We start from the raw sequence: 12,127 nt of genomic DNA on the forward strand, positions 1-12,127 counted from the left end.
CCTGCCTCACCAGCACCGGCTGATCATCCCGCACTCCTGGCCCGAACCATCAACCGACAGTCCGAAAGGTAGGGCGACATGAGCGATCCGGTGCGTGTGGAGCGCAACGGCGCGGTGACCACGGTGATCTTGAACCGCCCGCAGGCGCGCAACGCCGTCGACGGCCCGACGGCCGCGGCGCTGTACGCGGCGTTCGAGGAGTTCGACCGCGACGACACCGCCTCGGTGGCCGTCCTCTGGGGCGACGGCGGAACCTTCTGCGCCGGAGCCGATTTGAAGGCCTTCGGCACGCCGGAGGCGAACGCCGTGCACCGGACGGGCCCGGGGCCGATGGGCCCGTCGCGGATGGTGCTCTCCAAACCGGTGATCGCCGCGGTCAGCGGTTACGCCGTCGCCGGGGGACTCGAGCTGGCCCTGTGGTGCGACCTGCGGGTGGCCGAACAGGACGCCGTGTTCGGGGTGTTCTGCCGCCGCTGGGGGGTCCCACTGATCGACGGCGGCACGGTGCGCCTGCCCCGGCTGATCGGGCAGAGCCGCGCGTTGGACATGATCCTCACCGGGCGCGGCGTCAAGGCCGACGAGGCGCTGGCGATCGGGCTGGCGAACCGCGTCGTGCCCAACGGCCAGGCGCGGCAGGCCGCCGAGGAGCTGGCGGCCCAGCTGGCGGCGCTGCCGCAGCAGTGCCTGCGTTCGGATCGGCTGTCGGCGCTGAACCAGTGGGGGCTGCCCGAATCGGAGGCGATGGACTTCGAATTCGCCAGCATCGCCCGGGTCGCCGCCGAGGCGAACGAGGGCGCCGGGCGGTTCGCGGCGGGCGCCGGGCGGCACGGCGCGCCCGCGAACTAGGCCCCGAACGGGGCGGTGAACCGGGCCGCGCGTCAGCCCTTGTTGATCGAGTTGCCCGACCCGAGATTGTCGACCTTGGGTTCGCCGTCCTTATAGGTGATGGTGTTGCTGAACCCGACCACGGTGATGCGGGTGTCGACCTTGTCGAGGGTGATCTTGTTGTTGGCCCCGCCGATCGTCACGGTCGAACAGTCGCCGGTGACCGTCAGCGTGTTGTTCGAGCCGCCCACGTTCAGCGACTTGCCGGTGGCGCAATCCAGCGACGCCGTCGTGCCCATCGACCCGTAGTTCAGCGTGTTGCCGATCTCGACGGACGCGGTGGTGCTCGCGCCGCTCGTGCCGGTCGTGGCGGCGGCGCCGCTCGTCGTGGTCGTGGTGCTATTCGTCGTCGTCGTGCTGCCCGCGGGCGGGCCGGCCGTCGAGCTGCAGGCCGCCAGCGCCACGGCGACGGCGGCGGGCGCCGCCGCTAACCCGGCCAGCCTCAAGGAGCGGTCAGTGGACAACTCGCGCATCGATCCTCGATTCTCACTCGGTTAGCCGGGCACCTGCTGGAGCCGGTTGGTCATGCCCAGTTCGCGGCCGCGGTCCCACAGGATCGGGTTGCCGCCGTGGTAAAACACGGTCTCATCGAAGCCGTAGACGGTGATGTCGTGCGTGACCGAGTCGGCGACGACGGTGTTGCCGGAGCCCATCACCGTCACCGCGTAGCAGTTGCCCAGCGCGGTGACGTTGTTGCCCGTGCCGTTGACCATCAGCGTGGCGTCGTTGCAGTCCAGCGTCCGCTCGACGCCCTGCCCGACGATGTGGGTGTCGCCGTTCTTGGCGTGCGCGGACGGCGCGGGAGCGGCCGAGGTGGCGGCGACGGCGATGGCACAGCTGGCCAGCGATCCGGCGGCGGTTGCCCAGTTCATGCGCGCCCCCTAACGGCGGGTGAAACCTGGGATGAGACTACGTGCATTTGCCCGCTCGACGGCAGGGGTATTCCATTCGGCGAACCGACGCCCGCGATGGCGCACCCGTTTCCGCGCCGCGGTCAACTAGAGTCATTAGTTGACCCACCCCCCGTCAGCGAAGGGCGAACGACCATGGCAGCTCCGGTACCGCCGCCGGCGGGTGGGCGCCAGCGCACGGGCAGGTCGGCGTCCCGCCCGGCCAAGCTGAGCCGGGAGGGCATCGTCGAGGGCGCGCTGACCTTCTTGGACCGGGAGGGCTGGGACTCGCTGACCATCAACGCGCTGGCCACGCAGCTGGGCACCAAGGGGCCGTCGCTGTACAACCACGTCGACAGCCTCGAGGATTTGCGCCGCGCGGTGCGGATCCGGGTGATCGACGACATCATCACGATGCTGAACCGGGTCGGCGAGGGCAGGGCGCGCGACGACGCGGTGCTCGTCATGGCCGGCGCCTACCGCAGCTACGCTCATCACCACCCCGGCCGGTACTCGGCGTTCACGCGGATGCCGCTGGGCGGTGACGACCCCGAGTACGCCGAAGCGACCCGGAGCGCGGCCGCGCCGGTGATCTCGGTGTTGGCCTCCTACGGTTTGGACGGCGAGGCGGCCTTCCACGCCGCGCTGGAATTCTGGTCCGCCCTGCACGGCTTCGTGCTGCTGGAGATGACCGGCGTGATGGACGACATCGACACCGACGCGCTGTTCTCCGACATGGTGCTGCGGCTGGCCCGGGGCCTGGAGGCCCTCGACCGGCGCACGCTTTGACCTGCGAGACCGGCGCCGGGTATTGTGGGACCTCGTGCCTGGCGGCTTACGGCGCCTGACGTAAGGAAGCGAATGCCGGGCTAATTCGCATGTCCACGACGCATCGGATCGACAGTCCACGCTGAGCGCATGCGACACTCCCGGCCGCGGGGTAGGCGAGCTCTTCCGAGCCGGGGCCAAAACTGCAGTACACAAGACGTAAACAGCTGAGCCGGAACTACACAGAAAGCCTCTAGATGCCAACCATTCAGCAGCTGGTCCGCAAGGGTCGCCGGGACAAGATCGGCAAGGTCAAGACCGCGGCTCTCAAGGGCAGCCCGCAGCGCCGTGGCGTATGCACCCGCGTGTACACCACCACCCCGAAGAAGCCGAACTCGGCGCTTCGGAAGGTCGCGCGCGTCAAGCTGACTAGTCAGGTCGAGGTCACGGCGTACATCCCCGGCGAGGGCCACAACCTGCAGGAGCACTCGATGGTGCTGGTGCGCGGGGGCCGAGTCAAGGACCTGCCGGGTGTGCGATACAAGATCATCCGCGGTTCGCTCGACACCCAGGGCGTGAAAAACCGCAAGCAGGCCCGCAGCCGTTACGGCGCCAAGAAGGAGAAGAGCTGATGCCGCGCAAGGGGCCCGCGCCCAAGCGTCCGCTGGTCAACGACCCCGTCTACGGGTCGCAGCTGGTCACCCAGCTGGTGAACAAGGTTTTGCTCAAGGGGAAGAAATCGCTCGCCGAGCGCATTGTTTATGGTGCGCTTGAGCAGGCCCGGGAGAAGACCGGAACCGACCCCGTCATCACGCTCAAGCGCGCTCTCGACAACGTCAAGCCCGCCCTGGAGGTGCGCAGCCGCCGCGTCGGCGGTGCGACCTACCAGGTGCCCGTGGAGGTGCGTCCGGACCGCTCCACCACGCTGGCGCTGCGCTGGCTTGTCGGCTTCTCGCGGCAGCGCCGGGAAAAGACGATGATCGAGCGGCTGGCAAACGAGATCCTGGATGCCAGCAACGGCCTGGGGGCCTCCGTCAAGCGGCGTGAGGACACCCACAAGATGGCCGAGGCCAACCGCGCATTCGCGCACTACCGCTGGTAGGCGCCGGCCCGGCGCCAACAGGCAGAGTCGCCGAGGCGGAGCAACAGCTGATCAAGAAAGAGTGGGAAGACTTCTGTGGCACAGAAGGACGTGCTGACCGACCTGAGCAAGGTCCGAAACTTCGGCATCATGGCGCACATCGATGCCGGCAAAACCACGACTACCGAACGCATCCTGTACTACACCGGCATCAACTACAAGATCGGTGAGGTCCACGACGGCGCCGCCACCATGGACTGGATGGAGCAGGAGCAGGAGCGCGGGATCACCATCACCTCCGCGGCCACCACGACGTTCTGGAAAGACAACCAGCTCAACATCATCGACACCCCCGGACACGTCGACTTCACCGTCGAGGTGGAGCGCAACTTGCGCGTGCTTGACGGGGCCGTCGCCGTGTTCGACGGCAAGGAGGGCGTCGAGCCGCAGTCCGAGCAGGTGTGGCGCCAGGCCGACAAGTACGACGTCCCGCGCATCTGCTTCGTCAACAAGATGGACAAGATCGGCGCCGACTTCTACTTCTCGGTGCGCACCATGGAGGAGCGCCTGGGCGCCAACGCGGTGCCGATCCAGCTGCCCATCGGAGCGGAGTCCGAGTTCGAGGGCGTCGTCGACCTGGTCGAGATGAACGCCAAGGTGTGGAGCGCCGAGACCAAGCTCGGGGAGAAGTACGACATCGTCGACATCCCCGCCGACCTGCGGGAGCGGGCCGAGGAGTACCGCACCAAGCTGATCGAGACCGTCGCCGAGAGCGACGAGGAACTGCTCGAGAAGTACCTGGGCGGCGAAGAGCTCGCCATCGACGAGATCAAGGGCGCGATCCGCAAGCTGACGATCGCCTCCGAGATCTACCCGGTGCTGTGCGGCAGCGCGTTCAAGAACAAGGGCGTGCAGCCCATGCTCGACGCGGTCGTCGACTACCTGCCGTCGCCGCTGGACGTGCCGCCGGCCGTCGGGCACGCGCCGGGCAAGGAGGACGAGGAGGTCGTGCGCCACGCGTCGACCGACGAGCCCTTCTCGGCGCTGGCCTTCAAGATCGCCACGCACCCCTTCTTCGGCAAGCTGACCTACATCCGGGTCTACTCGGGCACCGTCGAGTCGGGCAGCCAGGTCATCAACGCCACCAAGGGCAAGAAGGAGCGCCTGGGCAAGCTGTTCCAGATGCACTCCAACAAGGAGAACCCCGTCGAGCGGGCCAGCGCGGGTCACATCTACGCGGTGATCGGCCTCAAGGACACCACCACCGGTGACACCCTGAGCGACCCCAACCAGCAGATCGTGCTGGAGTCGATGACGTTCCCCGACCCGGTGATCGAGGTGGCGATCGAGCCGAAGACCAAGAGCGACCAGGAGAAGCTGAGCCTGTCGATCCAGAAGCTCGCCGAGGAGGACCCCACCTTCAAGGTGCACCTGGACTCCGAGACGGGTCAGACCGTGATAGGCGGCATGGGCGAGCTGCACCTGGACATCCTGGTGGACCGGATGCGCCGCGAGTTCAAGGTCGAGGCCAACGTCGGCAAGCCGCAGGTGGCGTACAAGGAGACGATCCGCCGCAAGGTCGAGAACGTCGAGTACACCCACAAGAAGCAGACCGGTGGTTCGGGCCAGTTCGCCAAGGTGATCATCAACCTCGAGCCGTTCACCGGCGAGGACGGCGCGACCTACGAGTTCGAGAACAAGGTCACCGGTGGCCGCATCCCGCGCGAGTACATCCCGTCGGTGGACGCCGGCGCCCAGGACGCCATGCAGTACGGGGTGCTGGCCGGCTACCCGCTGGTGAACCTGAAGGTCACCCTGCTCGACGGCGCCTTCCACGAGGTCGACTCGTCGGAGATGGCGTTTAAGATCGCGGGCTCGCAGGCGCTGAAAAAGGCTGCGCAGCAAGCACAGCCGGTCATCCTGGAACCGATCATGGCCGTCGAGGTCACCACGCCCGAGGACTACATGGGCGACGTGATCGGCGACCTGAACTCCCGCCGTGGCCAGATCCAGGCCATGGAGGAGCGGGGCGGTTCGCGCGTCGTCAGGGCGCACGTGCCGCTGTCGGAGATGTTCGGCTACGTCGGCGACCTGCGGTCGAAGACTCAGGGCCGGGCGAACTACTCCATGGTGTTCGACTCGTACGCCGAAGTGCCGGCGAACGTGTCGAAGGAGATCATCGCGAAGGCGACGGGCCAGTGAGCAACAGCTCGGAGTAACCTTGCCGGGTCACTAGATCCCTTGGGCGCGGCACAACCGGAAAAAACAACACTGCTTAACAAAGCACCAACAAGTCGGAGGACACAACAGTGGCGAAGGCGAAGTTCCAGCGGACCAAGCCCCACGTCAACATCGGGACCATCGGTCACGTTGACCACGGCAAGACCACCCTGACCGCGGCGATTACCAAGGTCCTGCACGACAAGTACCCGGACCTCAACGAGTCCAAGGCGTTCGACCAGATCGACAACGCCCCCGAGGAGCGTCAGCGCGGCATCACCATCAACATCGCGCACGTCGAGTACCAGACCGACAAGCGGCACTACGCCCACGTCGACGCGCCCGGTCACGCCGACTACATCAAGAACATGATCACCGGCGCGGCCCAGATGGACGGCGCGATCCTGGTGGTCGCCGCCACCGACGGCCCGATGCCGCAGACCCGCGAGCACGTGCTGCTGGCCCGCCAGGTCGGCGTGCCCTACATCCTGGTCGCGCTGAACAAGGCCGACGCCGTCGACGACGAGGAGCTGCTCGAGCTCGTCGAGATGGAGGTGCGCGAGCTGCTGGCCGCCCAGGAGTTCGACGAGGACGCGCCGGTGGTGCGGGTCTCGGCGCTCAAGGCGCTCGAGGGCGACGCCAAGTGGGTGGCGTCCGTCGAGGAGCTGATGAACGCCGTCGACGAGTCGATCCCCGACCCGGTCCGCGAGACCGACAAGCCGTTCCTGATGCCCGTCGAGGACGTCTTCACCATCACCGGCCGCGGCACCGTGGTCACCGGTCGTGTGGAGCGCGGCGTGATCAACGTGAACGAGGAAGTCGAGATCGTCGGCATCCGCCCGTCGACCACCAAGACGACCGTCACCGGTGTGGAGATGTTCCGCAAGCTGCTCGACCAGGGCCAGGCCGGCGACAACGTCGGGCTGCTGCTGCGCGGGGTCAAGCGTGAGGACGTCGAGCGCGGCCAGGTGGTGACCAAGCCGGGCACCACCACCCCGCACACCGAGTTCGAGGGCCAGGTCTACATCTTGAGCAAGGACGAGGGCGGCCGGCACACGCCGTTCTTCAACAACTACCGTCCGCAGTTCTACTTCCGCACCACCGACGTGACCGGTGTGGTGACGCTGCCGGAGGGCACGGAGATGGTGATGCCGGGTGACAACACCAACATCTCGGTGAAGCTGATCCAGCCCGTCGCCATGGACGAGGGTCTGCGCTTCGCGATCCGCGAGGGTGGCCGCACCGTCGGCGCCGGCCGGGTCACCAAGATCATCAAGTAGTCCCGCTCGCCGCGAGCCCGGACCGCGCGTCGGCGGTCCGGGCTTCGTGCAGCCCGGGGGTCCGCGACCGGGATTCCTTCCGGCCTCGCGGTACGCTACGATTATTGAGCCTGTGTCTAATGGCCGGGCCGATTGTTCGCGTCGCTGGGCCCGGTCGGGAGGTTTCCGATGTCGTTCGTTTTCGCGACGCCGGAGTATCTCGCCGCCGCGGCGACCGACCTGTCCAACATCGGTTCGGCGATCAGCTCCGCCAACGCGGCGGCGTTGGCGCCGACGTCCGGCGTGCTGGCCCCCGGCGCCGACGAGGTCTCGGCGTCCATCGCGGCGCTGTTCGGCGCGCACTCCCAGGCCTACCAGGCGCTGAGCGCCCAGGCGGCGCTGTTCCACCAGCAATTCGTCAACCTCATGAGCGGCGGTGCCGCGCAGTATGCGCTGGCCGAGGCCCAAAACGCCGCGCCGCTGCTCGGCGTGGGGCAGACGGTGGCGAGCGCGGCCGGCGCGCCCGCGCAGGCGCTGGCGCAGGGCGCCGCGCCGGTCGGCAACGGCGCCGCCGCGGTGCTGGCGACGGGGACCGCCGGTGCGCCCGGCGCGACGCTCGGCGCCGGCGGTGCCGGCGCCGGCGGCCAGCTGGCCGGCGCGACCACCGCCACGGCCGGTACCGGCGGCCTGGGCCCCGCCGCGTCGTTTGCGGCCGGCGGGGCCGCCGGCAACGGCGGGGCGATCACGCCGGCCGGCGCGGGGCAGGCGGTCGCCAGTGCCGAAGACGCCGGCGTCGCCGAAACCGGTGAGGCGTCGCTGGCGACGGCGCCCGTGTCGCCGATGACGCCGCTCGCGGCGGTGCCGGCGGCGGCCCCGGCCTCCTCCGGGACCGCGGCCCGACCGGCGACGCCGGCCTACTCGCCGGCGCAGTCCGCGGCCGCCGCCGAATCCTCCGAGGAGTGACGGCCGCGCGCGATTTGTGATCGGTAGTGGGCGGACGGGCATTAATCTGGCACGAACCTTCCAGCGGACGAGGAGAAACACGTGTTGGCGCGCTACCTGAAATCTCAGCTGCTCGTCTTGCTGTGCGGCGGCCTGGTCGGGCCGATCTTTTTGATCGTCTACTTCACCCTCAAGCTCGACGTGCTGCAGTGGATGCTCTACGTCGGCCTGCTGATCACCGTGCTCGACGTCGGCATCGCGATCGCGCTGGCCAACTTCGGGGCCAGGTCGGCCGTCAAGACGGCCGAGCTCGAGCAGCACGGGGTGCTGGCGCTCGCCCAGATCACCGGCCTGTCCGAGACGGGCACCCGCATCAACGACCAGCCGCTGGTGAAGCTCGACCTGCACATCTCCGGGCCCGGGATCGTCCCGTTCGACAGCCAGGACCGCGTGCTGGCCAGCGTCACCCGGCTGGGCAACCTGAGCGCCCGCAAGGTGGTCGTCCTGGTCAATCCCACCACGCAGGAATACCGGATCGACTGGGAGCGAAGCGCTTTGGTCAACGGGTTGGTGCCCGCCCAGTTCACCCTGTCCGAGGACAACAAGACCTACGACCTCAGCGGCCAGGCCGGCCCGCTGATGGAGATCCTGCAGATCCTCAAGGCCAACAACGTTCCGCTGAACCGGATGGTCGACATCCGCTCCAATCCGGCGCTGCGCCAGCAGATCCAGGCCGTGGTGCGACGGGCCGTCGAGCAGCAGGCGCCGGCCGCCCAGCCGTCGGCCGCGGCGCCGGCGCCGGGCGCCGCACCGCCGCAGCAGTCGATCGCGCAGCGGCTCCAGGAGCTCGAGACGCTGCGCGCGAGCGGCGCCCTGACCGACGACGAATACCACAGCCGGCGGGCCCAGATCATCGCCGAGATCTGATCGCCCGAGCGGGTTAGAACACGTTCCAGTTTCGCTGCTAGCCTGTCACTGCGCGAAAGGGGTGCCATGGCTGCACAGGCTGGATCATTGCAAGGACGGGTGGCCTTCATCACCGGCGCCGCCCGCGCCCAGGGGCGGTCGCACGCGGTGCGGCTGGCCCGCGAGGGCGCCGACATCATCGCGCTCGACATCTGCGCCCCGGCTTCGGCCACCCTGACCTACCCGCCGGCGACGCCGGAGGACCTCGCCGAGACCGTCCGCCTAATCGAGGCCGAGGGCCGCAAGGTGCTGGCCCGCCAGGCCGACATCCGCGACGACGCCGCGCTGCGCCAGCTCGTCGCCGACGGCGTCGAACAGTTCGGCCGCCTCGACATCCTGGTGGCCAACGCCGGGGTCTTGGGCTGGGGCCGGGTCTGGGAGCTCACCGACGAGCAGTGGGACACCGTGATCGGGGTCAACCTGACCGGGACCTGGCGCACGCTGCGCGCCGCGATCCCGGCGATGATCAAGGCCGGCAACGGCGGCTCCATCGTCGTCGTCAGCTCGTCGGCGGGCCTCAAGGCCACGCCCGGCAACGGCCACTACGCGGCCAGCAAGCAGGGCCTGACCGCGCTGACCAACACGCTGGCGATCGAGCTCGGCGAATACGACATCCGCGTCAACTCGATCCACCCGTACTCGGTCGACACCCCGATGATCGAGCCGGAGGCGATGATGGAGATCTTCGCCAAGCACCCCCGCTACGTGCACAGCTTCCCCCCAATGCCCATGCAGTACAAGGGATTCATGACGCCCGACGAGGTGTCCGACGTGGTCGTCTGGCTCGCCGGCGACGCCTCGGGCACGCTGTCGGGCACGCAGATCCCCGTCGACAAGGGCGCCCTGAAGTATTGACCGCGCGCGTGGTATGAACTCCACGTGACGGAAAAGGGAGTCGTGATCGTCGGCGGCGGATTGGCGGCCGCGCGCACCGCCGAGCAACTGCGCCGGTCGGAGTACACCGGCCGCATCACAATCGTCAGCGACGAGGTCCACCTGCCGTATGATCGCCCGCCGCTGTCCAAGGAGGTGCTGCGCAAAGAGGTCGACGACGTCGCGCTCAAACCGCGGGAGTGGTACGACGAGAAGGACATCACGCTGCGGCTGGGTACGGCCGCGACCGGCCTCGACACCGCGGCGCAGACGGTCACCCTCGACGACGGAACCGTCCTCGGCTACGACGAACTGGTCATCGCGACCGGGCTGGTGCCGCGCCGCATCCCGAACTTCCCGCACCTCGACGGCATCCGGGTGCTGCGTTCGTTCGACGAGAGCTTGGCCCTGCGCGAGCACGCGACGGCCTGCCGGCGCGCGGTCGTGATCGGCGCCGGTTTCATCGGCTGCGAGGTGGCGGCCAGCCTGCGCAGCCTGGGGGTAGAGGTGGTGCTGGTCGAGCCCCAGCCGACCCCGCTGGCGGCGGTGCTCGGCGAGCGAATCGGCGAGCTGGTGGCCCGGCTGCATCGCGACGAGGGCGTCGACGTCCGCCTGGGCATCGCGGTGGCGGAGGTGCGCGGCCAGGGGCACGTCGACACCGTAGTGCTCAGCGACGGCGCCGAGCTGGCCGCCGATCTGGTCGTGATCGGCATCGGTTCGCATCCGGCGACGGGGTGGCTGGCCGGCAGCGGTGTCGAGGTGGACGACGGCATCGTCTGCGACGAGGCCGGACGCACCAGCGCGCCGCACGTGTGGGCGCTCGGCGACGTCGCCTCCTGGCGGGACGCGACGGGACACCAAGCGCGCGTTGAACATTGGAGCAACGTTGCCGACCAGGCACGCGTCGTGGTGCCCGCGATGCTGGGGCAGGACGCACCCGCCGGCGCGGTCGTCCCGTACTTCTGGAGCGACCAGTACGACGTCAAGATCCAGTGCCTGGGCGAGCCGGAGGCCACCGACGTCGTACACCTCGTCGAGGACGACGGGCGCAAGTTTCTGGCCTACTACGAACGCGACGGGGTGCTGGTCGGCGTGGTCGGCGCCGGGATGCCGGGCAAGGTGATGAAGGTCCGCGCCAAGATCGCCGCAGCCACGCCCATTTCCGAGGTGCTCGGCTGAGACCTACCATGCCCAGCGTGGCGATACTCGACGATTACGCCGGGTTGGCGCTCCGCCTCGCCGACTGGTCGGCGGTGCAGAGCCGTTGCCAGGTCACGGTTTTCGATCGGCACCTGTCGGAGGAGCAGGCCGCCGACGCGCTGCGCCCCTTCGACGTCTTGTGCACCATGCGCGAGCGCATGGCGTTGCCCCGCAGCCTCATCGAGCGGCTGCCCAACCTGAAGCTGATCACCATCGTCGGCAAAAGCCTGCCGAACCTGGACATGGCCGCGGCGAGCGAGCGCGGCGTGCTGGTCGCCCGGTCGGATTTCGCGAACCCGCGATTCGCCGCGGTGCGCGACGCCACCCCGGAATTCGCGTGGGGGCTGCTGATCGCGACGGTGCGCAACCTCGCCGAAGAGCACCGGCGGATGCGCGACGGCGGCTGGCAGGCGAGCGCCGGTATGACGCTGTCCGGCAAGACGCTTGGGCTGCTCGGACTCGGCAGGATCGGCAAGCGGATGGCCGGATACGCCAAAGCCTTTGGCATGGAGGTCATTTCGTGGAGCCAGCACCTGACCGAGGAGGCCGCCGCCGCGGTCGGCGCCCGCCGGGTGGACAAGGCGACGCTGTTCGCCGAATCCGACGTGGTCTCCATTCACCTCGTGCTCTCCGAGCGCACCCGGGGCCTGGTCGGGCAGGCCGAGCTGGCGCTGATGAAACCGCACGCCTACCTGATCAACACCTCCCGGGGCCCGATCGTCGACGAGGCCGCGCTGATCGACGCACTCGAATCCGGGTGGATCGCCGGGGCCGGGCTGGACGTCTACGACACCGAGCCCCTGCCGCCCGGCCATCGGTTGCGCTCCGTCCCGGGCGTCACGCTGTCACCCCACCTGGGATACGTCACCCGCGAGATGCTGGGCGCCTTCTACTCCGACACTGTCGAGGCCGTGGTGGCCTGGCTGGACGGGGCGCCGATCCGGATCGCCAACCCGCCGGCCTAGGTGTACTCGGCCAGGACGTTGGTAGCAGGCGTGTCGGCTTGATGTGAGGAGAACCCCCGGGTGGGGTGTGGCGTGTCG

The 12,127-nt window shown here is 68.8% G+C and carries 13 protein-coding genes; 11 read left to right on the forward strand and 2 right to left on the reverse strand.

Features of this window, described 5'->3' with window-relative positions; all coding sequences use genetic code 11:
* Positions 1-78: 78 nt before the first annotated feature.
* The gene (locus AWC19_RS21010; protein WP_085079924.1) at positions 79-846 is read left to right on the forward strand and encodes a crotonase/enoyl-CoA hydratase family protein; all 768 of its coding nucleotides are present in this window, start codon (positions 79-81) and stop codon (positions 844-846) included.
* A 32-nt stretch (positions 847-878) separates the two neighbouring features.
* Here AWC19_RS21010 and AWC19_RS21015 read toward each other — a convergent pair whose 3' ends face one another.
* A complete protein-coding gene (locus AWC19_RS21015; protein ID WP_085079925.1) occupies positions 879-1,358 on the reverse strand; it encodes a DUF3060 domain-containing protein in 480 nt (159 codons plus the stop codon).
* A gap of 21 nt (positions 1,359-1,379) precedes the next feature.
* Positions 1,380-1,757, reverse strand: coding sequence for a DUF3060 domain-containing protein (locus AWC19_RS21020; protein ID WP_085079926.1), 378 nt, complete (start codon positions 1,755-1,757; stop codon positions 1,380-1,382).
* A 174-nt stretch (positions 1,758-1,931) separates the two neighbouring features.
* On the opposite strand from AWC19_RS21020, the gene AWC19_RS21025 reads away from it, so the two are divergent.
* The 10 genes from AWC19_RS21025 (at position 1,932) to AWC19_RS21070 (ending at position 12,049) form a co-directional block, all read left to right on the forward strand.
* On the forward strand, positions 1,932-2,564 hold the full coding sequence (locus tag AWC19_RS21025) for a TetR/AcrR family transcriptional regulator (RefSeq protein WP_085079928.1): 633 nt from the start codon (positions 1,932-1,934) through the stop codon (positions 2,562-2,564).
* A 236-nt stretch (positions 2,565-2,800) separates the two neighbouring features.
* Complete coding sequence (rpsL, locus tag AWC19_RS21030; RefSeq protein ID WP_003879423.1) at positions 2,801-3,175, forward strand: 30S ribosomal protein S12; 375 nt, start codon at positions 2,801-2,803, stop codon at positions 3,173-3,175.
* Complete coding sequence (gene rpsG / locus AWC19_RS21035; RefSeq protein ID WP_085079929.1) at positions 3,175-3,645, forward strand: 30S ribosomal protein S7; 471 nt, start codon at positions 3,175-3,177, stop codon at positions 3,643-3,645. The genes rpsL and rpsG overlap by 1 nt, the downstream gene beginning before the upstream one ends.
* A 75-nt stretch (positions 3,646-3,720) precedes the next feature.
* Entirely contained in the window at positions 3,721-5,826 is a 2,106-nt protein-coding gene (fusA, locus tag AWC19_RS21040) for an elongation factor G (protein WP_085079931.1), read from the forward strand.
* A gap of 107 nt (positions 5,827-5,933) precedes the next feature.
* Positions 5,934-7,124, forward strand: a complete 1,191-nt coding sequence (gene tuf, locus AWC19_RS21045) for an elongation factor Tu (protein ID WP_085079932.1) — start codon at positions 5,934-5,936, stop codon at positions 7,122-7,124.
* Between the two features lie 168 nt (positions 7,125-7,292).
* Entirely contained in the window at positions 7,293-8,066 is a 774-nt protein-coding gene (locus AWC19_RS31255) for a PE family protein (RefSeq protein WP_085079940.1), read from the forward strand.
* A gap of 81 nt (positions 8,067-8,147) precedes the next feature.
* Positions 8,148-8,972 carry an SHOCT domain-containing protein gene (locus AWC19_RS21055; RefSeq protein WP_085079933.1) on the forward strand — a complete coding sequence of 275 codons (825 nt, stop codon included), beginning with the start codon at positions 8,148-8,150 and terminating at the stop codon, positions 8,970-8,972.
* A gap of 66 nt (positions 8,973-9,038) precedes the next feature.
* Positions 9,039-9,866, forward strand: coding sequence for a mycofactocin-coupled SDR family oxidoreductase (locus AWC19_RS21060; protein ID WP_085079935.1), 828 nt, complete (start codon positions 9,039-9,041; stop codon positions 9,864-9,866).
* A 24-nt stretch (positions 9,867-9,890) separates the two neighbouring features.
* Positions 9,891-11,063, forward strand: a complete 1,173-nt coding sequence (locus AWC19_RS21065) for an NAD(P)/FAD-dependent oxidoreductase (protein ID WP_085079936.1) — start codon at positions 9,891-9,893, stop codon at positions 11,061-11,063.
* Between the two features lie 8 nt (positions 11,064-11,071).
* Positions 11,072-12,049, forward strand: coding sequence for a D-2-hydroxyacid dehydrogenase family protein (locus tag AWC19_RS21070; RefSeq protein ID WP_085079938.1), 978 nt, complete (start codon positions 11,072-11,074; stop codon positions 12,047-12,049).
* The last annotated feature ends 78 nt before the right edge of the window (positions 12,050-12,127 follow it).

The organism is Mycobacterium palustre, assembly GCF_002101785.1.
Lineage (GTDB): Bacteria > Actinomycetota > Actinomycetes > Mycobacteriales > Mycobacteriaceae > Mycobacterium > Mycobacterium palustre.